This is a genomic window from Salinigranum rubrum (genome assembly GCF_002906575.1).
Classification (GTDB): Archaea; Halobacteriota; Halobacteria; order Halobacteriales; family Haloferacaceae; genus Salinigranum; species Salinigranum rubrum.
In genome coordinates, this window is the sequence record NZ_CP026309.1 from 1877834 (window position 1) to 1901968 (window position 24135).

The window sequence follows — 24135 nt, forward strand, 5'->3', positions numbered from 1 at the left end:
GGCTGATCGGGACTCGCCACGTGCGCCTCACTCGCGGAGACGTTCGAACGTCGACCTGATGTCGAAGAGGATCGTGCGCCAGAGTGCCCGGAGAATCACGAGATTCCCTCGTAAGCTACCGAACCGGGAGTCGTCTTCGCGTTGCTCGATTGTGATTCCGAGTTGCTCGACGGCGTATCCACGTCGCTCGGCGACCAACAGGAGATACGTTCCGACCGAATTGTACGTGTCGAAGGACCCGATGTCGTCGTACACGGCAACGTCGTACGCCTTGAATCCCGACAGCGGGTCTGTCACCCCCAGCCGCCACTTCGCGTACAGCGCGAACAACCGCTCCGCCACTCGTGCGTACTCCGGACGGCACCCGACGACGATGGCCGCCCTGCCGGCCAGCACCGGCTCGACTATCCGTTCGATATCCGCCGGGTCGTGCTGTCCGTCGCCGTCGAAGGTCACGATGACGTCCGCACCGTGTTCCGCTGCGTAGGCGACCCCGTCGCTCAGCGATCGGTCGTACCCCTTGTTCACCTCGTGAACGAGCACCGTCGCCCCGGCGGCGCTGGCTAGCTCACCGGTGTCGTCCGCCGAACCGTCGTCGACCACGACCACCTCGTCGGCGACCGCCGCCACGTCGGAGACGACTCCTCCGATCGTGTTCGCCTCGTTGTACGCCGGGATGACTACTGATACCGTCCGATCGCTCGGTGTCTCCGACATCACTGGCGTTCCCGTCTCATTCGTTCGAGTCCGGTTCGGATGTCCGGCATTCGTCTCCCGAGGACGGTCTCCGCTCGTGCCGTGTCGAGCGAGAGGTCGTTTCCTCGGGGGGCATCGAGGTCGACTGACGACATCTCGACCGGAGCGACCGACGACGAATCGAGTTCGAACACCTCGGCGACCTCTCGGGCGAACTCGTACTTGCTCATCCGGTCGCGGCTGCCGAGATGCACGACCCCGGTGTCGTCCCGTACGAGCAGGGCTTCCAGAGAGGTAGCCAGATCACCTGCAAACAGCGGCGTGAAGAACGCGTCCTCGAAGCCCGGTAGCCGGTCACCGGATGCTAACGTCTCGATCATCCACTCCGCCAGACTGCCCCGACCCGCCCCGTTCCACCCGAAGAAGTTCGTTCTGGCGACCACCGTGTCGTCGTTGAGGCGGGCCGCGGTCCGCTCCCCGTCGAGCTTCGTCTCCCCGTACACGTTGACAGGGTCGGGAGAGTCCGTCTCGGCCCACCAACCCCTGCTCCCGTCGAAGACCGAATCGGTCGAGACGTACAGCAGACGAGCGCCGGTCTCTGCTGCCAGCGACGCGACGTGCTCGGTCGCGTCGACGTTCAGCCGGACGGCGCGGCCCGGATTCCGCTCACACTCGTCGACGTCTGTGAGTGCCGCACAGTGAACGAGGGCGTCCGGGTCGTACTCGAGGAGGCGGGGAAAGGGCGGATTCAGGAGGTCAACCTTGACCGTCTCGAAGTCGAGCGATGAGACGTCCGCAGTGAGGTACGTTCCGAGTACGTCGTAGGTGTCGGCCAGACGTGTGCCGACGTAGCGCCCGAGAAACCCACTGCACCCGGTGAGGAGAATCCTGTTCACGAGTGGTGTGTGAGTCCGGAGGGCGTTATAATCCTTTCCAGGCACGTCTCGTGCGACTCGCGGCGAGGAGTCACGAGTCGTTACGAGCGTCTCACGAGCGGTTCGTACCACTCGCGGTTCGCGCGGTACCAGTCGATGAACTTCGCGACACCCTCCCGGATCGACGTCGAGGGCTCGTAGCCGATGAGTTCGTTCGCCTTGGAGACGTCCGAGTGGGTGTGTCTCGCGTCGGCCTCCAGCGCCTCCTCGTAGACGATTTCCACGTCGGCGCCGGTCTCGTCGACGACGTACTGTGCGAGGTCGGTGATGGTGATGTTGCCCGTCGATCCGATGTTCATCGTCTCGCCGTCCGCGGCGTCGGTGTCCAAGAGCCGCAGGTTCGCCTCGACGATGTCGTCGACGTAGGTGAAGTCCCGCGTCTGTTTCCCGTCGCCGTAGATGACCGGCGGTTCGCCGTTCAGACACCGCGAGACGAAGTTCGAGATGGCCATGTTCGGTCGCATTCTCGGTCCGTACACGGTGAAGTACCGGAGGTTCACACACGGGAGGTCGAAGAGGTCGGTCCAGACGTTGCAGTAGTGTTCCGCCGTGAGCTTCGTGACGCCGTAGGGGGAGCGCGGCTTGTTCGGGTGGTCCTCGTCGTACGGGAGGTACTCGTCTCGTCCGTACACGGAGGAAGACGAGGCGTGGACGAACCGCTCGACCCCCGAGTCGGCCGCCGCTTCGAGGAGGTTCAAGAGACCGGTGGTGTTGACCGCGTGGACCCGCTTGGGCTCCTCGACGCTCGCGCGGACGCCCGCCTGTGCCGCCTGGTGGTAGACGAACTCGACGTCGTACTCCTCGAACAGCGATTCGACCCGCTCCTCGTCGAGGATGGTGCCGTCGACGAAGGTGTAGTCGTCGCCGCCGAGTTCGCGGCAAGTCTCGACGTTGTGCTGCTTGATGCCGACGTCGTAGTACGGTTCGAGGTTGTCGAAGACGACGACGTCGTGGCCTTCCTCGAGGAGGCCTTCCGTGATGTGCGAGCCGATGAAGCCGGCGCCGCCGGTTACGAGGACGCTCATTAGTACGACCGTCTTTCGACTAACGACCGTTTTAATCTGTTCGTATCAAATCCCCAGCGAGTTGAGACGACCACCGGCCGGTCAGAGTCCGACCGGGATGACGACGCGCATCTTGTCCCGAACGCGGGTCGACAACAGGAGTACCACCGCCGAGTAGACGGCCGCCCCGACGAAGACGAGCGCGGCGGTCGCGTAATGGCTGTACGGCGGGACAACGGACCGGACCGCGAAGACGGTCACCGCCATGACACCGCTCGCGACGAGCTGTCTCCCGAACTCCCCGTAGGGGAGCTGAACCCTCCCGACGAGGTCGGTCAGGTAGTAGTATCCGAGGACCAGCGTGGTCGCGGCCGCGACTGCAGTTCCGATCGCCGCACCGAACCAGCCGATGAGCGGGATGAGGAGTGCGTTCAGCCCGATGTTCGAGACGATGAGGACGAGGTTGATACGGAAGGCGACGTCCGGTCGGTCGACTCCGTTGATGACGCCCACGAACTGCGACCCGAACGACGAGATTACCCGAGCGACGATGAGGATGAGGAGGATTCCCACCCCCGTGTCGAACTCGCCGCCGTAGATCCGAAGCACCCGCTCTCCGATCAGCGCGGCACCGAGCAGCCCGGGAAACGCGAACAGCCCGGAGAACACGAGGCCGTCTTCGAGCATCTCTCTGACCTGGTCGAACTCCCCGCGCTCGGCGAGTTGGCTCACCTCGGGGAAGATGGCGGCCTGAATCGATCCCGCGACCATCACCAGGATGCCGGCGAGGTTCCAGGAGACCTGATAAATCGCGATGAGCGACGTGCCGACGAAGAACTTGAGCAGGATGACGTCGACCGCCGAGCCAGCGACCTGTGCCTTGATGCTCCCGAGCCACGAGTAGCGCACGTAGTCGACGATGTTCCGAATCTCCGCCCTCGTGGGCATCCGTGGGACAACGTCGTACAGGGCGAACCCGAGGACGACGACGAGAACCGACGCGGCACCGTAGCCGAACAACGCACCCGCCAGCCCCCATCCGAGGGTCAAGAGCACGACCTGCAGTCCGACGCGGAGCGCGTGTTCGACGAAGACGAGCAGTCCGGCGTAGCTGACCTTGAACTGCCCGCTGAGTCCCCCCGTCACGGCGGGAACCGCCAGATGCACCACGGCCACGAAGACGATGAGCGTCAGTTCGGACACCCCCGTGTACCGAACGATCTGTTCGTGAAACAGGGCGAGACCAACCGTCACGACGGCGATGGCACCACCGGTCAGCAACAGTCCCGCCCCGAGGTACGACCCCTTCTGGTCGGACTCGCTGAGACGCTTCGTGATCCCTCCCGAGATCGCGTTCGACGGAATCGACAGCCAGTACACCAGCGACAGGACGACGATGTACGTGCCGTATTGCTCCGCTCCGAGCGTCCGGGTCAGATAGAGCGTCCCGAAGAACCCGACCACAGAGACGCCGACGCGGGAGAGAAAGTGGACGACGCTGGACTTCGCCGGCCTCATTCGACGACGGGTTGGTCGGGGACGTTATTAGTGTCTACTGGAACCGAGACCGTCCCGGAGAACGTCTCTCGGCATGTCGCTCGAAGAGAGCCACTGTTCGGATACGACGTCGGCCGGTTCACATCACACAACCGTCGGCGACTGCACAACACTCTTCATATTGAGCGCCGGAGTCGATGCCGATGGCAGACCAGGGGACCACTCGACCGTTGCGTATCTCTGTCGGAATCCCAACGATGAACAACGAGGATTCCATCGAGCGGATGCTGCGACAACTCGACGAGCAGACGCGTCCCCCCGACCGGGTCATCGTCGTCGACAACAGCACCGATGCGACGCCCGACATCGTCACCGAGGTCGGAGACGACGTCGAGTTCGAGGTCGACCTCTACGAGCAGTCAGACAGGGGCCGAGGGGTCGGTGCCGCGCGTGCTGACATCTACGACCGCTTCGACGAGGACGTCCTCGCGTGTCTCGACACCGAACACGCCGTCGACGCCGACTGGCTGGAGATTCACGAGGAGTTCCATCAGTCCAACCCGGGGTACGGAATCCTCTCGAACTCCGGCCACCCCGGGTTCGACGGGCCGGTCGACGACCCGCTTCAGTCGCACTTCTTCGGACAGAGTAACTGCTCGCTGAAGCGAGAGGCGCTCGACGCGACCGGCGGGTGGGACCCGTGGATGCAGCGGGGCGAGGACTGGGACCTCCGGATCAGGCTGTGGACCGCGGGCGTGAAGTCGTGGGCGAAACACGAGATCGCCGCCACGCCGTTCGGGCAGGACCTCGCCTCGAACACGATGACGTGGTTCCGAAAGAAGGTGTACCACGACCCCAGTTCGGTCACCTACCTTCGCAAGTACGGGCCGTGGTACCTGCGGTTCTATCCGCTCCACGTCGCCGCGGACCTCCTGTCACTGGTCGCCGTCGTCTCACTCGCCGTCGTACCGTTCGGTCTCCTGGTCGCACCCCTCTCGCTCGTGTTCCTGCTCGGACTCCCGCTCGCGTCCGCCGCCGCGTTCACGTACTACAAGGGCCCACGGAAGCGGTCGTCGCTCCTGCCGCGGCGGGGTGAGCTCTCGTCGTTCCTCGTGTTCTTCGCCCTGGGGTTGAGCGTGCTCCAGAACCTGAAACGCGTCGGCGGGGACGAGACGTGGAACTACCAGGGGTTCGACGAGGCCGTCCGACGATAACCGGTCGAACGCCGACCGGGGCGGGTGTCGGCGCTTCCCGTGGCCGCCCCGGTCCGGTTCACATGTATCCCAGGTCTTCTAACTGCTCGCGGACGCGGTCGGACTGTTCTCCGTCGGTGGTCGTGTCCGCTGTGGACTCGACGACGTCGTGTGCTCCCGTTTCGAGTTCGCGCTCGATGGCCGCTCGAACGTCGAGTACGCTCTCGATGTCGTCGATCAACTCCTCGCTGGTCGCAGCCACCATCGCCTCCTCGGTGTGTAAGCCGTCCTGCAACCCGTGGTCGCTGACGAGGAGCAGTTCGTCGTCGTCGCCGAGGTCGTCGACGAGTTCGCCGACGAACTCGTCGAGTTCCGCGTACGCCCGCTGTCGGAGTTCGGGTCGGTCGTAGCTCACGTGGCCGATGAGGTCGAGGCCGCTCGTGTAGCCGAAGACGAGTTCGTTCCGCCGGCCCCGAAGGGCACGGCGGACCCGGGCGATTCGGATCATCGACATCTCCAGACAGCGCTCGTAGAACTCGACCGGGTCCGACGAGGAGTGTCCGCCGGGTTCGCTCGCGTCTCGTTCGAAGAGCGAACCCATGTGTTTTCGGAGTTGGTGCTCCCGGTCGGGAATCTCCTCGTCGACGACGTAGTTCGGGATACCGATCGCAGCCGCCTTCCTCCCGTCGAACACCGTCGAAATCCCGTTCGCGGCGTAGTACGATGCCGGTTTTCGGAAGGCGTCGGCGTCCGTGTTCGTCAGGAGCCACGCCCCGAGTCGCGTCCGAACCGTCTCGGGGAGGACGACGTTCGCGATTCGGCTCCCGACGCTGAGCAACGGGTTCTCCCACGCGACACCGTCGTCGAGGACGATTCCGTGTTCTTCCGGTCTGAGCCCCGTGATGATCGTGGGCCAGAGCTCGTGTGTGCTTGGCTCACCGCTCGAACTCACGATAGTCTCGATAGCGCGATGCGACGAGAGGGTGAGTGAGGGGTGTGTGGACACGTCGACGAGGTCGGGGTCGAGCGCGTCTATACCGAGGACCACGAGCGTCATGATGCTGAGGATGCCATCCGCTCGGATAAACAGTTCTGTTCGTGGAGGGGCCATCCACCGAAACGGCGCCCCTCGGGCTACTGCCGCGACCCGACCTGCCGTGCGGGGTTCCCGGCGACGACGCTGTAGGGGTCGACGTCCTCCACGACGACTGCCCCTGCGCCGACGACCGCACCCTCCCCGATCTCGACGTCCTTGAGGATCGATACGTCACAGCCGATCCAGACGTCGTCGTGGATGACGATCTCGCCGTGGTCGAGTTCCTGTGAACGTATCGGTCGGCTCGGATCGGTTCGGTGGTTGAACGAGTGCATACTCACCTTCTGCGCGATTCGAACACCGTCCCCGATGGTGATGTTACCGGCGAGGAAACCGAACTCGTGGAGCGTGCAGTGGCTGCCGAACTGGATACCGTGTGGCTCCATCGCCTTCAGCACGGTGTGGGGGGAGATGCGAGTGTGCGCTCCGAACACCGTCCGCTCGGGCTCTGTGACCTTCGAGCGTGGCGAGACGCGTCCGTCGACGCCGAACTCGTATCTCGCCCGTGCACGCCCGAGAGACGAGTCGAACAGGAGGCCGACGAGGGACGGATACCGTATCGCCCGCTGAATTTTCGACCACATCTCCGTCCCCGACTCGCGCGTAGCAGTTGACTGTGTCGGTGGTACGGAGTTACGACGGCGTAACGGTCGCACCGGTCTTAGCCGTGTGTTCACTCGGACGGTAACGTCCGTCTCTCGTACCAGTGGAGCGTCGTCGACCGGGCGACTCGCAGTCGACGACGGTTCGCTGCGATCGATTCGACCGCGACTACGCGAACTTCATCCGACGATCCGATACGTCCCGGTCGCGGACGTACTCTACGATACGCTCCGTCGATCCGCCGAGGTCGACCAGACCGTCGATGTGTGCGCGAGGAGAGTCCGTCTCCATCGCCGTCCGGAGGTCCGCGGGGATATCTTCCAGTGCGGAAACGTGGAGTCCGGATCGGTCCTGCAAGTGACCCAGTCCGACGCCGAACAGGTCGGTGACGACGACCGGTCGCCCGAGGGCACAGCTCTCGATGAACGCGGACGACCCGTTCGTCACCGTTAGCTTGCTCGCCAGGATGCCGTCGGTGATGTCTTCGAAGGGAACGACGAACGAACCCCACCCCCGCGAATCGTACCACTCGGTCGCTTCGTCCGGGTGGAGCTTCACCGCGAGGGACCACCCGTTGGCCTCGCACGTTTCGACGACGTGGCGCACGAACCGCTCGTACAGGTCGTGGTCTTCGGGAGTTGCGCACCGACGCGCGTTGCTGACCAGCAACACGTCGTACTCCGGTTCGGCGCTGTCGGCCGACCGCTCTGCTAGGTGATCCAGCCACGGGCTGCCGACCGCTTCGATCGGCGCCTCGGGGTGTGCGTACGCTTCGTAGGACGTCTTCCACGCGGGCCCCCAGACGAGGTACGTCAGCGGTCGAAAGAACGGGATGGCCCACGCCAACTCCCACTGGTCCGGGAGGAGCATTCCGTGCTGGTAGACGAGCACGCGCTCTTCGGCTCTCGTGTTGGTGAGGTACGGCATCGGCGAGTACGTGTGGACGGTGCAGTGCTCGTCGGCGACTCGCCCGAGGTACGTCGTCTTCACCGCCTCGGTGAGCAGAACGTTCCGTGCGACCGTCGACTGGGGTCGAGAGACCTCGAACGAGCCGGATAGCTCTGTCTCCAGTGTCTTCATCCGCGCTCTGGTCCGCAGAAAGAGCCGCGGAAGCGCCCCGAGCGGCACGAGTCCGAACAGTTCCCGATGCGAGACGACACGGAAGCCGTCCGCGGACAGTTCCGCCCCGACGTCGCTCACCGAGGGGGACGTGAGATAGACGATGTCGGTTCCCTGCTCTCGTAGCTGCTGGCCCACCTGCCTGAAAGAGTACGTCCTGTAGCCCTGATCGGTCGACAGGGTGAAGAGGTGACTGTCGGCGGGAAACGGTTCGATCGCCGACCCGAGTCGACTCTGGACGAGATACCATATCCGCCGCAACGCGAGATACGAGAGCAAGAAGACCGGGAACAAGCGGCTGTCGTAGAACGGAATCTCATCCCGCTCGGCACCGGACACGGGCCTGTCCTCGTTGGCGTTGTAGATTATTCGAAAGCCTACGTACAGTATCTCGTCTCTCTCGAACAACTCCGAAAGCCGCTCGTACTCGGCGGAATCCATCGGGGTACGTGAGGAGACAGGACCTCCGTACTAATATCTTGTTGACGTGGGGGTGGTGCCCGAGAACTACGCCCGGAGGATCTCACGATATCGTTCGACCGCCGCCTCCCTCGTGTACTCCGCTAGTATCAGCTCACGTGCCTGTTCGGCGGACGCCGCGAGGTCGTCCCGACCCAGTAATCGGACGACGTCCTCGGTCACGGACCCGGCGCTCATCTCCTGCATCAAGAACCCTGTCTCCCCCTCCCGAACCACGTCCGGAACCCCCGACACCGGCGTCGCGTACACCGGCGTCCCACACGCCATCGCCTCCAGAATCGTCGTCGGCAGCCCCTCGGTCGGTTGCGAGGGCATCACGAGGAGGCGAAGCTCGTTCAGCTCGCGAGGCACGTCGCCGTGGTCGACCCACCCCGTCAGTTCGACCCGTCCCGCCCGGACCTCGTCCGCCAACTCGCGTTCGAGCCAGTCGAACAGGTCGCCGTCGCCGATAAAGCGGAACGTCACGTCGTCGGGTAGGCGTTTCGCCACCTCGGCGAGCGTCCGAATCCCCTTCTCCTCGTCCAGTCGTCCGAGGAACCCCACCACCATCTCGCGTTCGTCGTACGGTATCTCGACCGAGAACCGCTCGGTGTCGACGTACCGGGCACCGTCCGGATAGACGTCGGGCGCGTCGGGGTCGAGTCCCAGTTGTCGGGCCATGTTCGGGGTGTAGGTGACGACGCCGTCGGCGAGAGCGAAGCAGGTGCGTTCGAGCAGCCACACGGTGCCGGCGAGCGCCCGCGCCAGCGAGGCGGGCACGCGTTGTTCCCAGTGGAGTCGGAGCGTGAGCGGGACGTCGCCGCGCGGTTCGACGAGCACCCTCTTCCCGAGCAGTCGGGCGAAGCACACGGGGAGGAGATACGAGGTCGCGCCGAAGAAGAGCACCACCTCCTCGTCCCGCTCGGCGAGCACTCGACACATCCGGAGTTGGTTTATGACGAACCTGACCGCGGCGACGAGGATGCTCGCCCCCGCCCCTTTGTCGGTGAGTTCGACGACCTCGTGGTCGTCACGGACCGTCGAGTCCGCGGGGAGGTCCGCGGTGACGAGACAGACCGGTGCAATCGCAGAGAGGATGTCGAGGAGCGTCCGCGTCGCGTTCTCACCCGCGCCCGCGAGCGGGTGCGTGACGACACAGATCCCGTCCGCCGTGTCCATACGCCGAGTTCAGGTGGCCCGGATTTCAGCCTGTCCGTTCGCCTCGTCGCTCACAACCGTCGAGTGACGACCCCGTACACGTAGCCGAGGCCGACGACTGCGGTGAGCAGGCCCAGGGACAGCAGTTGTACGGCGTCCGTCGAGCGACGTTCACGGACCACGTCCCCGACTCGGTCGGGGACGAACTCGACCAGCAACTGCTTCAGGAAGTCCCCTTCCTCGCCCCCGTCCTCCTCAGGCAACACGTCCGCCATCACCCGCTTCGAGTACCCCTGCCAGAACGCGCGTTTTACCAACCACCCTGGTTTCGTCCGGTAGTCGAACACCTTGTGCTCGACCACCGCGTCGGGGTCGTACCACACGCCCTCGCCGTAGCGCTGGCGCACCCGCGCGGCGAACTCCGTCTCCTCGCCCTGGAGGTGCTTCTCGCCGAAGCGACCCAGGTTCGGCTCGAACCCGCCCAGTTCCTCGAACACCTCTCTTCGAAAGGAGATGTTCGACCCGAACGTGTTTCGGACCTCGCACTCCTCGGTCGGGAACCCTCTGTGCGTGACGCCCACCAGCCAGTAGAACTCCTCGGGGAGGAACGTGGGCTTCCCCGCGACCCACCGTCCGGTCATCCGGCCGCCGGCGGCGACAGCGTCGTGTCGTCGATAGAGAGAGACGAGCCGTTCGACCCACTCGGGATGGGCGACGGCGTCGTCGTCGAGGAAGGCGACGACGTCGCCGGCGGCGCGCTCTATCCCCTCGTTTCGGCTCGCCGACAGTCCCAGGTTCTCGTCGTTGCAGTGGAGCACGACGTCGTCGTGGCTCTCGTAGCGGTCGCGGATCCGCTCGCAGAGCGACTCGTCGCCGTCGACGACGACGACGACCTCGACGTCGTCGTACGTCCCCGCGAGGACGCTGTTGACGGCGTCGACGAGGTGGTCGAAGACGTCGGGCGAGTACGCGCAGATGACGACGCTTACCTTCACCGGCGGGGGTATTCGACCCGGGGAAATAGGTCTTCTCGTCTCGGAGTCGTCGAGCGGGACAGACCGTGGTGGCATTCCTCACACCGTCTTTTTGCCGCCGCCCGACATTCAGACAGTCATGGATATCAGCGTCATCGGGAGCGGCTACGTCGGTACGACGCTCGCGGCCTGTCTCGCGGAGTTGGGACACGACGTGGTGAACGTCGACATCAACGAGGAGATCGTCGCGACGCTCAATCGGGGCGAGCCCCCCATTCACGAGGAACGCCTCCCGGACCTCGTCTCGCGACACGTCCTGGAGACGGAGCGCCTGCGCGCGACGACGGACTACGCCGCCGTCTTGGAGACCGAGGCGACGTTCGTCGCGCTGCCGACCCCCTCCCGCGACGACGGGAGCATCGACCTCTCTATCATGGAGGCCGGCGCGGAGCAACTGGGCGAGACCCTGGCCGAGAAAGACGAGTGGCACACCGTCGTCGTCAAGAGTACGGTCGTCCCCGGTACGACCGCGGACCTCATCGCGCCCCTCGTCGCGGAGACGAGCGGGAAGGCCCTCGGCGACGAGGTCGGCGTCGGGATGAACCCCGAGTTCCTCCGCGAAGGGACTGCCGTACAGGACTTCCTCGAACCGGACAAGGTGGTGTTGGGCGCGGACGACGACCGGACGCTGGCCGTCCAGCGTCGCATCTACGACCCCCTGACCGAGCGATACGACACGAACGTCGTCGAAACCGGCACGAGGGAGGCGGAGATGATGAAGTACGCGAACAACGCCTTTCTCGCCGCGAAGGTGTCGCTCGTCAACGACCTCGGGAACATCTGCAAGGAGTTGGGAGTCGACACCTACGAAATCGCCGACGCGATGGGGCTCGACGACCGCATCCAGCGGTCGTTCCTCGACTCCGGGTTGGGGTGGGGCGGGTCGTGCTTCCCGAAGGACGTCGCCGCCATCATCGCCGCCGCCCGCGAGCACGGGTACGAACCGCCGATGCTGACCGCGGCCGTCGAGGTGAACGACATGATGCCCGAGCGCCTCCTCTCGCTCCTGGACGAGCACGTCGACGTCGGCGGCAAGCGCGTGGCTCTCCTGGGGTTGGCGTTCAAGCCCGGCACCGACGACGTCCGGGAGACGCGCTCGGCACCGCTCCTGCGCGGCCTCGCCGAGCGCGGTGCGGAGGTCGTCGCCCACGACCCCGCGGCCGTCGAGACGATGCGGAAGGCGTTCCCCGACCTCTCCTTTGCGGTCGCCGACTCGCCCGAAGAAGCGCTCGACGGCGCGCACGCGTGTCTCGTCGCGACCGACTGGCCCGAGTACTCGGACCTGGACGAGGAGTTCGACGCGATGGCGAACCCGCTCGTCCTCGACGGGAGACACTGCATCGAGCCGCGCGAGGGCATCGTCTACGAGGGGCTGACCTGGTAGGCGAGCCTCCGCGGCCGGGACTGGGGGCCGAGGCGAGCGGGGGAGGCGGTGACCCGGCTCGTCGGACGGCACGGGGTGTGAGGCTTCTCACACCCCTCGGGCTTCGTTTCACAAGGCTTATGCGCGCCATGGCGGTCCACACGAACAATGAGTCAGCGTAGCGAGCGTGCCGAGGACGACGGGCAGTCCGTCCTCGACATCTTCGAAGACTGGTTCCACGTCCCCGCGCTCCTGGTGGTGATGGTTCTCATGGTGGCGATTCGCCTCCAGGAACTCGACTCGTTCACACGCGATGGAACGGTCTACTTCTCCGGTAACGACGCATGGTATCACCTCCGCGAGGTGAACTACACGGTCCGTCACTGGCCGACGACGATGCCGTTCGACCCCTGGACGAACTTCCCGTACGGGACGAGCGTCGGGCAGTTCGGGACGCTGTACGACCAACTCGTCGCGACGGCCGCGCTCGTCGTCGGCCTCGGCGCGCCGAGCGAGTCGGTCGTCTCGATGACCCTCCTCGTCGCGCCGGCGGTGTTCGGCGCCCTCGCGGTCGTCCCCACCTACTATCTCGGCGAGCGCCTCGGCGGCCGCATCGGCGGGCTCTTCGGCGTGGTTGTCCTCGCGCTCCTCCCCGGGACGTTCCTCCAGCGGACGCTCGTCGGCTTCGCCGACCACAACGGTGCCGAGCCGTTCTTCCAGGCGCTCGCGGTGCTCGGCATCGTCGTCGCCCTCGCGGTCGCCGAGCGCGAGATGCCCGTCTGGGAACTCGTGACGACCCGCGACTGGGACGCGCTCCGACGCCCGACGCTGTACGCCGCCCTGGGTGGCGTCGCGCTCGCCGTCTACATGTGGGTGTGGCCGCCGGGCGTCCTGCTCGTCGGGGTCCTCGGCCTGTTCACGCTGGTCAAACTGACGAGCACCGTCGTCGCGGGGAAGACGCCCGACCCGGTCGCGTTCGCGGTGGCCGTCGTCGGCGCCGTGGCGGGCGTGTTGATGCTTCTTCAGCTCGACACCGGTGGACTGGCGACCACGCAGTTCTCGCTGCTCCAGCCGCTCGCGGCGTTCAGCGTCGCTCTCGCCGCCGTGTTCCTCGCGTTCTTGGCCCGACAGTGGGAGCACCGTGACCTCGACCTGTCGCTGTACCCCGTCGCCGTCCTCGGCATCGTCGTCGTCGGCGTCGGTGTCGCCGCGGTGGTGGCTCCGTCCGTGCTCGGCTTCGTCCAGACGCAACTCCTCCGTATCGTCGGGTTCTCACAGGGTGCGACGGCCCGAACCATCGGCGAGGCACAGCCGTTCTTGAGCCCGAACCTCCTCCAGCAACAGGGCGTCGACGCGACCGGCCGCATCCTCATCGAGTACGGCTTCACCCTCTTTACGGCCGTCGTGGCCACGGTCTGGCTGCTCGCGAAACCGCTGGTCGACGAGGGCGAGACGCGCGAACTCGCGTTCCTCGGCGGGTCGCTCGTCGTCGTCGCGCTGGTCTTCCTCGTTCCGAACCTCTTCGGCGCCATCGGCGGCGTCGTCGGGCTGAACGAACAGGTCACGAGCCTCCTCGTCGTGTCGGCGCTCATCGTCGGCGCGGCGCTGCTGGCCGACTACGACTCCGAACGCACGTTCATCGTCATCTGGGCCGCGTTCATCACGGCCGCCGCGTTCACCCAGATTCGCTTCAACTACTACCTCGCCGTTGTCGTCGCGGTGATGAACGCCTTCCTGGTCGGGGAACTCCTGCGGTACATCGACCTTCGGTCGGTTCCCGACTCGTTGTCGGACGTCAAGTCGTGGCAGGTCCTCACCGTCATCGTCGTCGTCATGCTGGTGCTCGCACCGGTGCTCGTCGTCCCGCTGAACGTGCGAAACACGGGGAACCCGTCGTTCGACAGCAGCGATACGGCCTGGCAGGCCGCGCAGTCGAACGGCCCCGGAAACGTCGTCCAGTGGGACGGCAGCCTCCAGTGGATGGAGCGCGAGACGCCCGCCGAAGGGACGTTCGGCGGCGCGTCCAACGAGATGGACTACTACGGGACGTACGAGCGAACCGACGACTTCTCCTACCCCGAGGGGAGCTACGGGGTCCAGTCGTGGTGGGACTACGGCCACTGGATCACGCTCCGCTCCGAGCGCATCCCGAACGCCAACCCGTTCCAGGAGGGCGCCACGGAGGCGGCGAACTACCTGCTCGCGCCGAGCGAGGAGCAGGCCGAGGAAGTGCTCGCCCGACAGAGCGAGGAGGGCAACGAGACGCGGTTCGTGATGGTCGACTGGCAGATGGCCTCGCCGAACTCGAAGTTCGGTGCGCCGATCGTCTTCTACGACGACAGCAACGTCTCCCGCGGGGACTTCTTCGAGCCGATGTACACGAGCAACTTCCAGGCGAGCGTCACCGTCCGTGACCAGCGGTACTACGAGAGTCAGATGGTCCGGCTGTACCACTATCACGGGAGCGCCGTCGAACCGCGGCCGGTCGTCGTCGACTGGGAGAACCGGCAGGCACAGACCACGGGCGGCGAGACGGTCAGCGTCCGAACGTTCCCGAGCAACCGGACGAACGCGGTCCGTGAGTTCCAGAACATGAGTACGGCGCGGGCGTACGTCGAGCAGGACGGCTCCGCACAGATCGGTGGCGTCGGCGCCATCCCCGAGGAACGGGTGCCCGCCCTCGAACATTACCGGCTGGTGCGGACGAGTAGTAGCTCGGCGTTCAGCGTTTCGTCGTACCAGCGCGAGTTCCTCATCGCCCAGCAGTTGACGGGCTTCCCGGCGACCCAGATGTTCGTCACGAACCCCTCGTGGCTGAAGACGTTCGAGCGGGTCCCCGGTGCGCGCGTCGAGGGCAGCGGCGCCCCGCCGAACACGACGGTGACCGCCGAGGTGGACATGCGCGCCCCGAACGGGAACTACACGTTCACCTACCGCCAGCAGGCACGGACGAACGCCGACGGCGAGTTCACGATGACCCTGCCGTACTCGACGACCGGTTACGACCAGTACGGTCCCGAGAACGGCTACACGAACGTGAGCGTCCGCGCGATGGGGCCGTACAACATCTCGACCGGCGGGACGCTCGTCGAGATAAACGGCTCGGCGGGCGTCGAGGAGTACCGCACGACCGCCGACGTCTCCGAGGGACGGGTCAACGGCGACCAGTCGGGTCCCATCGAGGTCACGCTCGAACGGCAGACCTCCGAGCTAACGTTCAGCGACACCGACAGCGAGGACGCGCCGACGGATGCCTCCGCGTCGGGCGACTCGGCGTCGGCGTCCTCGTCGGCAGACGACTCGGCGTCGGACGACACCGCCTCGACGGACGGGTCGGCCGACGTCGCGGTCCGGTCGTCCCGCCTCGACTCGACAGCGGCGGACAATGGCGTCGCCCGCGTGGGCGTGAGCTGACCAGATGGATCGACGAACCGCCGCGGTGGGCTGGCTCATCATCTACGCGAAAGGCGTCTGTATGGGAACCGCCGACGCGGTCCCCGGCGTCTCCGGCGGCACTATCGCGCTCATCACCGGCATCTACGAGCGGCTCATCGGCGCGATCACGGCGGTCTCGCCGGGTCGGCTCCGGTCGCTCCTGGGCTTCGTCGTCCCCGGTGAGGACCGTCACGAGGCCTGGCGGGTGGCCGCCGAGATGGACCTCGCGTTCCTCGTGGTACTGGGCACGGGCGTCGTGACCGCCATCATCACCGTGACGCGACTCGTCGACACGGCCATCGAAGTCGTGCCGGTCCTCACGTTCGGGTTCTTCTTCGGGCTCATCGCCGCCTCCGCGGTGGTGCTGTGGGACGACGTCCACCTCGACACCCGGGGGCGCGTGGCCGCGGCCATCGCGGGGTTCGTCTTCGCGTTCGTCGTCTCCGGACAGGCCGGGGCGGCGCTCGGCCACCAGACCGTCGTCGTCTTCTTCGCCGGGCTCATCGCCGTCAGCGCGCTCGTCCTCCCGGGCATCTCCGGCTCGCTCATCCTCATCCTCCTCGGACAGTACGAGTTCATGATCGGGACGCTCAGGGAGACGGTCGACGACCTCCTCGCCGCCGTACTCGGGGGAAGCGTTCCCGGTCTCACCCCCTCGGTCGTGACCGTCGTGACGTTCGTCTCCGGCGCGGTCGTGGGGCTGTTTACGACCTCACACGTCGTCCAGTGGGCGCTCAGCCGGCGTCGGGAGGCGACGCTCGCGTTCCTCGTCAGCCTCATCGTCGGCGCGCTCCGCGCGCCCGTCGCCGACGTCAGCCGTCGCCTCGCCGAGGCGAATCAGGGCTGGACGCCGGAGGTCGTCGGAAGCTTCCTCGCGGCGGCGGTCGTCGGCGGCGCAGTCGTCCTCGTCCTCGAACGGGGGTCGTCGCTGGGGGACGTCGGCAGCACCGGGTCGGTTTGAGATCGGTCGAGACGCGGTCACGCTGGACGGGGGTCGACGCGGACGGCGCGCTCCGCGGCGGCGAACGGTCGAGCGGATAGAACGGTTCAGTTCGCCGGTTCGCCGGCGTACCCTGCTCACTCGCGGGCGATGCTGATGTTGCGGACGTCGCCGCCGCAGTCGGCACAGCAACCGAGGCGGTCCTCGCTCGTCGCCCGGGCGCCGCACGAGAGACACTCGTAGTAGCCGTGTTCGCTTCGGTGTGGGTCGATAGCGGCGTTGTGTACAACCATGTGTCACCGTCGCACAACGCCGCGTTTAACGGTTCTCCTCATACATCATTTAACCATATAATCCCCTAGTCCACCTCAATATTCTCGGAACTGTGGATTAACAGTGGAGAAAATAGCGTTTATTGGAGCATTTAATTCTTTGATTGTCCATTTCTCTCGTAGGTCAGGGGTCACGCCGGACGACGGAGACGAACGTCTCCCGGCGCTCCGCGGCGTGGACGGTGGCGAAGCCGGCGTCGGCGAACGCCGTGACCGCCTCGCCCAGGTCGTAGCGCTCGTCCACTGGTGGCCCGTCCGCCGCGTCGCCGCGCGCCGACCAGTCGACGGTGACGACGTGGCCGCCGGGGCGGACCACGCGGGCGAGTTCCGCCAGCGACTCGGGCGTCGCGAACTCGTGGTAGGTCATCGTCGAGAACGCGGCGTCGAGCGCGTCGTCGTCGAAGGGGAGGTCGCCGACCTCGGCGGTCACGGGTTCGACGTTCGGGGGGAGGCCCTTCTCTCGATACAGGTCGTGCATCTCGCTCTGGACGTCGACGGCGTACAGCGTGTCGACGAACGGGGCCACCTCGTCGGTGTAGAAGCCGGTCCCGCTGCCGAGGTCGGCGACGACGTCACCGGGAGAGGGGTCGAGCAGGTCGAGGAGTTCCTCGCGCGACAGGAAGCGGTACCGGTCCGGCTTCTCCAGTTCGTCGGCGCGGTCGACGTCGAACGTGTGGAAGGCCATGCGGAGAGGAGGGACGTGGAGAACCTAACCCCACCGGAACGGGCAGGGAAGGGTTAAATCCCTCGCCGTCGCCACTGCACGTATGACTAGCGGCGAACTTCGACGGCCGACCGAGCGGACGTGCGAGCGATGCAGCCGAGAGGAGACGTGGGACGTGGACGTCGAGAGCTGGCGCATCGTCGTCGTCGACGGCGAGCGCCGGGTCGGGAACCCCTACTGCGTCCACGAATGGGACATCAACGGTCGGTTCGCCCCCTTCGACTCGTAATGCCGACGCTGTACGTCACTGCACCACCTGAGGTGGCCGAGGACCTCGCCCGGACCCTCGTCGAGGAACGCCTCGCGGCCTGCGTCAACCGGGTCCCCTGCACCTCGACCTACCGCTGGGAGGGAGAGGTGGTCGAGGACAGCGAGGAGATACTGCTCGTCAAGACGACCGAGGAACGGTGCGACGCCGCCGTGGCACGACTCGTCGAGGAGCACCCGTACGACGTGCCGTGCATCGAACGATTCGACGTCGAGTACGAGGACGAGTTCGGCGCGTGGGTCGCCGAGTCGACGGACGCCGACGACGGGCCGACGGACGCCGACGCCGACTGACGAGACGATCAGTCCCGCACCGCGTCGAGCGCCGCGAGCGTTCCGTCCATGTACCCCTCCGCCAGGACGACGTCGGCCGCGGCCTTCGCGATGTCGTCGGCGTTGGCCACGGCGAACGATCGGCCGGCGACGGCGAACGTGGAGGCGTCGTTCTCGCTGTCGCCGACGGCGACGAACTCGTCGGGGTCGTACCCGAGTTCTTCGGCGACGAGTTCCAGCCCCTCGCCCTTCTCGACGCCCGGCGTCTTCACGTGGTACGCGTAACCGGTGTCGACCACCTCCATGTCGAACTCGGCGGCGACTTCTCTGAGGAGCGTCTCGTTCGCGTCCATCGAGACGGCGAGTTCGGTCTCCCGCCAGCGGTTCACGAGGTCGGCGTCGCTCCAGCCGACGTTGCCGCCCCTCGATTCGAACGTCTCGATCACCCGCGTGGCGCGCTCGCGGTCGCCGGCGAACCGGACGGTGTCGGGGGTGCAGACGACGCCGCCGTTCTCCGCGACGACACGTTCGGGGAGGCCGGCGAAGTGACAGAGCGCGACCGGATACGGGAACGACTTGCCCGTGGCGACGACGACCGGCGCGTCCCACGCGGCGAGCGCGTCGAACAGTCGCGGGTCGAGACTACCGTCCGGCGTGGTCAGCGTACCGTCGATGTCGAGCGCGAGCGGAGGGGACATGGAGGGAGTCGAAGGAGGGCGAACAAAGAGCCGTCGTTTCCGCGGTTCCGCTCGGCGGGCGTTATCCGACCACTCAGGCGGTGACCGGTTTCAGGCATCGTGCGTGGCGAACACGTGTGTATTAGCGTTCATTCGTCTGTACTCTCATCGCCTTCCATCATGGACGAGACGATGAGTCGCTTGATTCCCCGTCGAAGGAGACCGCTGGCTGCAGGCTGAGAGATACCCAAATCGGCGGCGACTTCGCTGAGCGTTGCGTTCCGTGGTTCCTCGAAGTATCCCGTCTCGAACGCGACGAGGAGCGCTTCTCGTTGACTGTCCGTCAACCCGGCGTCCGTACTACCCAGGCTAGCGTATTCGTTCACGCGCAGTAACTCGATATCGATGCCGTTCTGTTCTGCATAGTCCCAGAGATGGGCCAGATCCGTTCGCTCGGGCATCCAGACCGTGATGATCCAAGCGCTTCCTTCGTTCTCCATGTCGAGTATGACACCGTTCGCGGTCGAAATGACGGGAGAGAGGATTTTCGCTTGGTCCGTGTACTCAAAGCTGTAGATCGCCTTCTCGTCTCTGGTTTCGATGACTCGCTCGAATTCGCCAACGGTGTTGTCCTTCCGTAACCCGTCTTCGAACCGGGAGAAATCGGACGACTCGATGTGATAGAAGAACTTCCCCGACGTCGGGTCGGTTCCCGCTTCCGACACCGATTTGACTCTCGAACCCCGGTCGTGAGCGACCGTCTTTGTGAGCACGATGTCGGGATGTTTGACTCGGACGACCGCTTTGATGTCGGCCATTACTCTGTAGAGTAGTAGTTTTCAGTGTTCAAACTTTGCAATCAACTGCCGTTCGAGATACGTGGTGCTGGACCGGGGCGGTCCGATCAGATATCGATACGGTCTCCCGACGGGTAGACCGTTTCAACGCGTTGGTTCGCGGCTATCTCGTCGTCTCGATGCCGTGGTTGAACAGCGTCTTCCAGACGCGCTCCAACCGACCGGCTACGAGCGACGTCGTGGCCCCGGCGGGAAGGTAGAACTTCGATTCGGTGGCTCTGACTCGGTCGTCGGCACGGATTCGCTGTGGCATACGGTCGAACAGAAGACCCGTGACCGCATTGGTTTGTAGCTTAACGGTATAATCCATTTATACCGTACTCTCTCAGCCACAGCGGTTTCGACAGAGGCGTTTGTCGCTGTCTCCGTGCCTCGGTGCTTCGGCGGCTAGTCGTCGATGTCGACCAGCCGCCGGAACACGCGGGTCGGAAACTGCGGTTCGAGTCGGCTCGGCGGCCGGCCTAGCCCCCGGTCGTCGTCGTCGTCGGTTTCGATGCGCTTGACCACGCCCGCCTCGGCGAGTTCGTAGAGCACGCGCTTGATGGTGGTCGCCGAGAGGTCGATGTGCGGGTCGGCGGTGAGCGCGTCGGTGGCGGCGGTCACCGACGAGACGGCGCTCGCGTCGAGTTCGAGGAGTCGCCGGAGGATGCGCCGGCGGTTCTCCGGGAGCGCGAGGACCCGCCCGAGCGACACGGAGGGCCACGGGACCGCGTCCATCCCGACCTCGATGTCGTCGGTCGTGATCCGGTCATCGCCGCGTTCGAGCGCGTGGTCGGCGGCGCCGAAGACAACCGCGAGCGCGTCGTGAGCGTCGCCGTCGGCCCACGATGCCACCTCGCGGATGTCTGTGTGGGAGACCGCGTTGCGCGCGAGGCCGAGCGACGCCCGCTGGGTGAGGATGTCGACCAGCGCGTGGCGCTCGTAGTGCGGGACCTCGATGGTCTCGTCGACCCGCGCCGCGACCGACTCGTCGCTCCCGGGCACGTCGGCGTCCGGCGGATCGCGGCCGACGACGAGGTACGCCATCGAGGGCATGTCGAGCAGCGAGTCGATCTGTGGTGTGGTGAGGGCGTTCGACTCGTTGACGTGGTCGACGGCGACGACCGCCTGGGTCGTACCGCTCAGTTCCTCGCCGAGACGGTCCCGAAGGTCGTCGGTCCCGACGCCGCCTTCGGGAACGGATTCGTCGACGACGCTGTCGAGGATGTCGTGATACAGCGCGAACTCGCTGGAGGCGTCCCGCGCGTCCACGTAGACGAACAGCGTCGCCGGCGGCGCGACCGCACGCGTCGTCGTGAGGATGGTCGACTGCCGCCGGGCGTTTCGCTCGGAGAGGTGGCCGAACAGCGCGCTGACGACGGCGGATTTTCCGGTTCCTTTCGGCCCCCAGACGTACGCGTCGTCCGGGAGGTCACCGCCGAACGTCGGGTCGAGCACGTCGAGCAGGCGTTCGAGGACGGGCCCTCGTCCGTTTGGCTCGGTCAGATGTGTCACGGGGCTCAGCACGTCGAAGTCGCGGACGAGTGCGCGTTCGCTCTCGCCGCGCCGACGTCGTTCGATTCGTTCGTCGAGGTCCATGCTGGGTCTGGCGTGAGGAGTCACGTGACGGTTCTCTGTCTCGTGTCGGTGGTGTGGGCGACACGTGTTGCTCGGGACGTCACGTCGAGTGGACGACCGGAGAACGGTGCCACGAGGGAGGTGGTCCCGACTACGGGAGCGGGATCCAGACGCTCGTGCTGAAGACGCCGACGATGGCGAGCACCGCGATGAAGAACGTGTTCACCACGATGGCCGATGCCGGCGGGTCCCAGTGCGTGTCGGCGTGCGCGTAGAAGACACGCTGGACGACCTCACCGGTGAGCGCACCGCTGACGCCGAAGACGCCCGCGACGACCATCGCCACGGTGGTGACCTCCGCGCTCCCACCGGTGACGGCCAGTGCGGCCGTCGACGCGGGGAGGGTCATGTGGTGGGTCACCGGGATGCGCTCGACGCCGAGGTTGAGGAACGTCAGCGACGCGGCGCTGATACCGAACGCCAGGAAGGCGCTTCCGGTCGTCAGCGCGGTGACGCCGCCGATGAGCCCCGCCACGAGACCGATCATCGCAACGTTGCCCCACTCGTACTGGTGGGGGAGCCACGGCTCGGTCGCGAGGCGCTGCTTGGTCTCGCCGCCGTCGGTCATCGCCCCGGCGTCGCTCTGTGCGGGGCGCATCTCCTCGCGCTCGAACGGCGTCATGTCGAGGATGCCGCCGCCACGGATGTCGCCGATGACGTCGTAGCCGAACACGAGTCGGTGCGCCAGTGCCGAGAGCACGACCGCGATGGCGATGGGGTCCCACGGCGCACCCAGGTTCGCGGAGATGGCCGTGATGATGAAGCCGAGGATGCCGAAGAGACCCCCGACGACGAGGACGTCAGGCTGCGTTCCCAACGCCGCCGGAATGTTCTTCGCCTCGTGGTAATCGAAGCCGAAGTCCATGTACCCCTTCTTCGCGGCGTAGGCCGCGGCGGCCGCACCGCCCGCGAAGGAGACGTGCGGACCGAAGACGGTTCCGAACGCGATGGAGCCGGTGATGCCGGGAGCGCCGAGAGCGGCCGCCTCGACCGCCTCGGCGACGCCGACGGAGTTGACCGCGAGGTTCGCCGCCTCGCCTGCGATGACCATGAAGCCGGTGAAACAGAACGCCGGCAGCGCCCCGAGCGCGGCGCCGAACGCCCCGCCCGCGAACGCCGCGAGCAGTAGCCCGGGGTTCGCGATGGCGTCGATGATCGCCGACACTTGCAGGAGGACGCTCATCGGTCAGTCACCACCGTCGCGAGCCCAGTCTTCGGCGCGGGCGACCGCCTCCTTCCAGCGACCGTAGTTGGATTCGTAGTCCGCGTCGGGGTCGACCTCGAACTCGCGGTCGACCTGCCAGTTGTCGCGGAGTTCGTCGAGCGTCTCCCAGTAACCGACGGCGAGGCCCGCCGCGTAGGCCGAACCGAGCGCGGTGGTCTCGTCGACGACCGGGCGGACGATGTCGGTGTCTATGATGTCTGCCTGCAGTTGGCAGAGGAAGTTGTTCTTCACGGCCCCGCCGTCGACACGGAGCGCGCCCATGTCGATGCCGGAGTCGGCCTCCATCGCCTCGGCGACGTCACGCGTCTGGTACGCGATGGATTCGAGCGTCGCGCGGACGACGTGTTCGCGCCGCGTGCCGCGCGTCATGCCGACGATGGTGCCGCGGGCGCGGCCGTCCCAGTGGGGGGCGCCCAGCCCGGTAAAGGCCGGGACGACGTAGACGTCGTCGGTGGAGTCGACCGACCGAGCCAGTTCCTCGGTCTCCGCGGCGTTCTCGATGAGCGTCATGTCTTCGAGCCACTCGATCGCCGCGCCGGTGATGAAGATGGCCCCTTCGAGGGCGTACTGGACCGGTTCGCCCGAGCGCTGGAAGCCGATGGTGGTCAGGAGACCGTGCTCGGAGGCGACGGCCTCTTCGCCGGTGTTCATCAGCATGAACGAGCCGGTGCCGTAGGTGTTCTTCGCGTCGCCCTCGTCGAAACAGGTCTGCCCGAACAGCGCGGCCTGCTGGTCGCCGAGCGCGCCGGCGACGGGGATGTCGGCGTCGAGGAAGCCGACGTCGGAGGTGGTCCCGTAGAACTCGTCGTCCGAGGAGGGTCGGACCTCCGGCAGCATCGCGGCCGGAACGTTGAACTCCTCTAAGAGTTCGTCGTCCCACTCGTTGTCGTGGATGTTGTACAGCATCGTCCGCGACGCGTTGGTGACGTCCGTGATGTGGTTGCCCGTGAGCTTGTAGATGAGCCACGAGTCGATGGTGCCCATCATCAGTTCGCCGCTCTCGGCGCGGTCACGGACGTCCTCGGGCCGCGACCGGGAGAGCTTGATGGGGTCCGCGTTGTCGAGTATCCACTCGGCCTTCGTCGCGGAGAAGTACGCGTCACACTCCAGCCCGGTCTTCTCGCGGATCCACTCGACCTTGTCCTCGGCCTGAATCTCCTCGACTCGATCGGTCGTGCGACGGTCCTGCCAGACGAGCGCGTTGTGGATGGGCTTGCCGGTCTCGGCGTCCCACACGACGGTCGTCTCGCGCTGGTTCGTGATGCCGATGGCCTCCAACTGGTCGGAACTCAGTCCGGCCTCGTCGAGCGCCGTGTTGATGACGTGCTTCGTGTTCCGCCAGATTTCGTTCGCGTCGTGTTCTACCCACCCCGGCTCCGGGTAGATCTGTTCGTGCTTCTCGTAGGCGTTCGCGACCACTTCGCCCGCGTGGTCGAACACCATGAAGCGCGTTCCTGTCGTCCCCTGGTCGATCGCACCGACGAATGTGTCCTGACTCATGTGTGTAGCTCCTTTGTGGGCCAGCCGCTGCCGGACGTCCGTTCTTTATCGTCGGTCCGGCGGTACCAGTAAACAGTGTGAAAGAGCGTGATAAACTTTGCTAATCCGTTGAGAGGTAGACACGTCTCCGA

General features: G+C 66.0%; 23 protein-coding genes. 6 read left to right on the top strand and 17 right to left on the bottom strand.

The window, feature by feature from the left end:
* Positions 1 to 27 precede the first annotated feature (27 nt).
* The 4 genes from C2R22_RS09290 to C2R22_RS09305 all read right to left on the bottom strand — a co-directional run bounded on the left by C2R22_RS09290 (position 28) and on the right by C2R22_RS09305 (position 4153).
* A complete protein-coding gene (locus tag C2R22_RS09290) occupies positions 28 to 717 on the bottom strand; it encodes a glycosyltransferase family 2 protein (protein ID WP_103425504.1) in 690 nt (229 codons plus the stop codon).
* A complete protein-coding gene (locus C2R22_RS09295) occupies positions 717 to 1592 on the bottom strand; it encodes an SDR family oxidoreductase (RefSeq protein WP_162562437.1) in 876 nt (291 codons plus the stop codon). The genes C2R22_RS09290 and C2R22_RS09295 overlap by 1 nt, the downstream gene beginning before the upstream one ends.
* An 80-nt stretch (positions 1593 to 1672) precedes the next feature.
* Positions 1673 to 2656, bottom strand: coding sequence for a GDP-mannose 4,6-dehydratase (locus C2R22_RS09300; protein ID WP_103425505.1), 984 nt, complete (start codon positions 2654 to 2656; stop codon positions 1673 to 1675).
* An 81-nt stretch (positions 2657 to 2737) separates the two neighbouring features.
* Positions 2738 to 4153 carry an oligosaccharide flippase family protein gene (locus tag C2R22_RS09305; RefSeq protein ID WP_103425506.1) on the bottom strand — a complete coding sequence of 472 codons (1416 nt, stop codon included), beginning with the start codon at positions 4151 to 4153 and terminating at the stop codon, positions 2738 to 2740.
* 182 nt (positions 4154 to 4335) lie between these two features.
* On the opposite strand from C2R22_RS09305, the gene C2R22_RS09310 reads away from it, so the two are divergent.
* Positions 4336 to 5346: a glycosyltransferase gene (locus C2R22_RS09310; protein ID WP_281259277.1), complete on the top strand. Its 1011-nt coding sequence runs from the start codon at positions 4336 to 4338 to the stop codon at positions 5344 to 5346.
* Between the two features lie 58 nt (positions 5347 to 5404).
* Here the strand turns inward: C2R22_RS09310 and C2R22_RS09315 are convergent, their stop codons facing one another.
* From C2R22_RS09315 to aglG, 5 genes are all read right to left on the bottom strand, one after another.
* Positions 5405 to 6382 carry an alkaline phosphatase family protein gene (locus tag C2R22_RS09315; protein WP_103425508.1) on the bottom strand — a complete coding sequence of 326 codons (978 nt, stop codon included), beginning with the start codon at positions 6380 to 6382 and terminating at the stop codon, positions 5405 to 5407.
* A gap of 77 nt (positions 6383 to 6459) precedes the next feature.
* On the bottom strand, positions 6460 to 7005 hold the full coding sequence (locus tag C2R22_RS09320; RefSeq protein ID WP_103425509.1) for an acyltransferase: 546 nt from the start codon (positions 7003 to 7005) through the stop codon (positions 6460 to 6462).
* A gap of 187 nt (positions 7006 to 7192) precedes the next feature.
* Entirely contained in the window at positions 7193 to 8584 is a 1392-nt protein-coding gene (locus C2R22_RS09325) for a glycosyltransferase family protein (RefSeq protein WP_103425510.1), read from the bottom strand.
* A gap of 66 nt (positions 8585 to 8650) precedes the next feature.
* Positions 8651 to 9781 carry a glycosyltransferase gene (locus tag C2R22_RS09330; protein WP_103425511.1) on the bottom strand — a complete coding sequence of 377 codons (1131 nt, stop codon included), beginning with the start codon at positions 9779 to 9781 and terminating at the stop codon, positions 8651 to 8653.
* Positions 9782 to 9831: 50 nt separating this feature from the next.
* Entirely contained in the window at positions 9832 to 10755 is a 924-nt protein-coding gene (gene aglG / locus C2R22_RS09335) for a glucosyl-dolichyl phosphate glucuronosyltransferase (RefSeq protein WP_103425512.1), read from the bottom strand.
* A gap of 118 nt (positions 10756 to 10873) precedes the next feature.
* Here aglG and aglM point away from each other — a divergent pair, with 118 nt between their 5' ends.
* The 3 genes from aglM (at position 10874) to C2R22_RS09350 (ending at position 16553) form a co-directional block, all read left to right on the top strand.
* Positions 10874 to 12178: a UDP-glucose 6-dehydrogenase AglM gene (gene aglM, locus C2R22_RS09340; RefSeq protein WP_103425513.1), complete on the top strand. Its 1305-nt coding sequence runs from the start codon at positions 10874 to 10876 to the stop codon at positions 12176 to 12178.
* A 147-nt stretch (positions 12179 to 12325) separates the two neighbouring features.
* Positions 12326 to 15571, top strand: a complete 3246-nt coding sequence (locus C2R22_RS09345) for an oligosaccharyl transferase, archaeosortase A system-associated (RefSeq protein WP_103425514.1) — start codon at positions 12326 to 12328, stop codon at positions 15569 to 15571.
* A 4-nt stretch (positions 15572 to 15575) separates the two neighbouring features.
* Entirely contained in the window at positions 15576 to 16553 is a 978-nt protein-coding gene (locus C2R22_RS09350) for a DUF368 domain-containing protein (RefSeq protein WP_103425515.1), read from the top strand.
* A 116-nt stretch (positions 16554 to 16669) separates the two neighbouring features.
* On the opposite strand, the gene C2R22_RS09355 is transcribed toward C2R22_RS09350, so the two are convergent.
* Both C2R22_RS09355 and C2R22_RS09360 read right to left on the bottom strand, forming a co-directional pair.
* Complete coding sequence (locus C2R22_RS09355) at positions 16670 to 16825, bottom strand: rubrerythrin-like domain-containing protein (RefSeq protein ID WP_103425516.1); 156 nt, start codon at positions 16823 to 16825, stop codon at positions 16670 to 16672.
* A 163-nt stretch (positions 16826 to 16988) separates the two neighbouring features.
* Complete coding sequence (locus C2R22_RS09360) at positions 16989 to 17549, bottom strand: class I SAM-dependent methyltransferase (protein WP_103425517.1); 561 nt, start codon at positions 17547 to 17549, stop codon at positions 16989 to 16991.
* A gap of 82 nt (positions 17550 to 17631) precedes the next feature.
* On the opposite strand from C2R22_RS09360, the gene C2R22_RS09365 reads away from it, so the two are divergent.
* The gene (locus tag C2R22_RS09365; protein ID WP_103425518.1) at positions 17632 to 17817 is read left to right on the top strand and encodes an HEWD family protein; all 186 of its coding nucleotides are present in this window, start codon (positions 17632 to 17634) and stop codon (positions 17815 to 17817) included.
* Complete coding sequence (cutA, locus tag C2R22_RS09370; RefSeq protein ID WP_103425519.1) at positions 17817 to 18149, top strand: divalent-cation tolerance protein CutA; 333 nt, start codon at positions 17817 to 17819, stop codon at positions 18147 to 18149. The genes C2R22_RS09365 and cutA overlap by 1 nt, the downstream gene beginning before the upstream one ends.
* A gap of 8 nt (positions 18150 to 18157) precedes the next feature.
* Here cutA and C2R22_RS09375 read toward each other — a convergent pair whose 3' ends face one another.
* The 6 genes from C2R22_RS09375 to glpK form a co-directional block, all read right to left on the bottom strand.
* Positions 18158 to 18826: a phosphoglycolate phosphatase gene (locus C2R22_RS09375; protein WP_103425520.1), complete on the bottom strand. Its 669-nt coding sequence runs from the start codon at positions 18824 to 18826 to the stop codon at positions 18158 to 18160.
* 128 nt (positions 18827 to 18954) lie between these two features.
* The gene (locus C2R22_RS09380; protein WP_103425521.1) at positions 18955 to 19623 is read right to left on the bottom strand and encodes a helix-turn-helix domain-containing protein; all 669 of its coding nucleotides are present in this window, start codon (positions 19621 to 19623) and stop codon (positions 18955 to 18957) included.
* A 142-nt stretch (positions 19624 to 19765) separates the two neighbouring features.
* On the bottom strand, positions 19766 to 19915 hold the full coding sequence (locus tag C2R22_RS25000; protein WP_162562439.1) for a hypothetical protein: 150 nt from the start codon (positions 19913 to 19915) through the stop codon (positions 19766 to 19768).
* 134 nt (positions 19916 to 20049) lie between these two features.
* A complete protein-coding gene (locus C2R22_RS09385) occupies positions 20050 to 21240 on the bottom strand; it encodes a Cdc6/Cdc18 family protein (protein WP_103425522.1) in 1191 nt (396 codons plus the stop codon).
* Positions 21241 to 21370: 130 nt separating this feature from the next.
* Positions 21371 to 22462, bottom strand: a complete 1092-nt coding sequence (locus tag C2R22_RS09390) for a hypothetical protein (protein ID WP_103425523.1) — start codon at positions 22460 to 22462, stop codon at positions 21371 to 21373.
* Positions 22463 to 22465: 3 nt separating this feature from the next.
* Entirely contained in the window at positions 22466 to 24004 is a 1539-nt protein-coding gene (gene glpK / locus C2R22_RS09395) for a glycerol kinase GlpK (protein ID WP_103425524.1), read from the bottom strand.
* Between the last annotated feature and the right edge of the window lie 131 nt (positions 24005 to 24135).

Coding starts and splice junctions, on each gene's coding strand:
- C2R22_RS09320 (WP_103425509.1), bottom strand. CDS start 7,005: ATGTGGTCGAAAATTCAGCGGGCGATACGGTATCCGTCCCTCGTCGGC.
- C2R22_RS09300 (WP_103425505.1), bottom strand. CDS start 2,656: ATGAGCGTCCTCGTAACCGGCGGCGCCGGCTTCATCGGCTCGCACATC.
- C2R22_RS09315 (WP_103425508.1), bottom strand. CDS start 6,382: ATGACGCTCGTGGTCCTCGGTATAGACGCGCTCGACCCCGACCTCGTC.
- C2R22_RS09355 (WP_103425516.1), bottom strand. CDS start 16,825: ATGGTTGTACACAACGCCGCTATCGACCCACACCGAAGCGAACACGGC.
- C2R22_RS09390 (WP_103425523.1), bottom strand. CDS start 22,462: ATGAGCGTCCTCCTGCAAGTGTCGGCGATCATCGACGCCATCGCGAAC.
- C2R22_RS09290 (WP_103425504.1), bottom strand. CDS start 717: ATGTCGGAGACACCGAGCGATCGGACGGTATCAGTAGTCATCCCGGCG.
- C2R22_RS09380 (WP_103425521.1), bottom strand. CDS start 19,623: ATGGCCGACATCAAAGCGGTCGTCCGAGTCAAACATCCCGACATCGTG.
- C2R22_RS09350 (WP_103425515.1), top strand. CDS start 15,576: ATGGATCGACGAACCGCCGCGGTGGGCTGGCTCATCATCTACGCGAAA.
- C2R22_RS25000 (WP_162562439.1), bottom strand. CDS start 19,915: ATGCCACAGCGAATCCGTGCCGACGACCGAGTCAGAGCCACCGAATCG.
- C2R22_RS09345 (WP_103425514.1), top strand. CDS start 12,326: ATGAGTCAGCGTAGCGAGCGTGCCGAGGACGACGGGCAGTCCGTCCTC.
- C2R22_RS09310 (WP_281259277.1), top strand. CDS start 4,336: ATGGCAGACCAGGGGACCACTCGACCGTTGCGTATCTCTGTCGGAATC.
- C2R22_RS09330 (WP_103425511.1), bottom strand. CDS start 9,781: ATGGACACGGCGGACGGGATCTGTGTCGTCACGCACCCGCTCGCGGGC.
- glpK (WP_103425524.1), bottom strand. CDS start 24,004: ATGAGTCAGGACACATTCGTCGGTGCGATCGACCAGGGGACGACAGGA.
- C2R22_RS09305 (WP_103425506.1), bottom strand. CDS start 4,153: ATGAGGCCGGCGAAGTCCAGCGTCGTCCACTTTCTCTCCCGCGTCGGC.
- C2R22_RS09385 (WP_103425522.1), bottom strand. CDS start 21,240: ATGGACCTCGACGAACGAATCGAACGACGTCGGCGCGGCGAGAGCGAA.
- cutA (WP_103425519.1), top strand. CDS start 17,817: ATGCCGACGCTGTACGTCACTGCACCACCTGAGGTGGCCGAGGACCTC.
- C2R22_RS09375 (WP_103425520.1), bottom strand. CDS start 18,826: ATGTCCCCTCCGCTCGCGCTCGACATCGACGGTACGCTGACCACGCCG.
- C2R22_RS09325 (WP_103425510.1), bottom strand. CDS start 8,584: ATGGATTCCGCCGAGTACGAGCGGCTTTCGGAGTTGTTCGAGAGAGAC.
- C2R22_RS09360 (WP_103425517.1), bottom strand. CDS start 17,549: ATGGCCTTCCACACGTTCGACGTCGACCGCGCCGACGAACTGGAGAAG.
- C2R22_RS09365 (WP_103425518.1), top strand. CDS start 17,632: ATGACTAGCGGCGAACTTCGACGGCCGACCGAGCGGACGTGCGAGCGA.
- aglM (WP_103425513.1), top strand. CDS start 10,874: ATGGATATCAGCGTCATCGGGAGCGGCTACGTCGGTACGACGCTCGCG.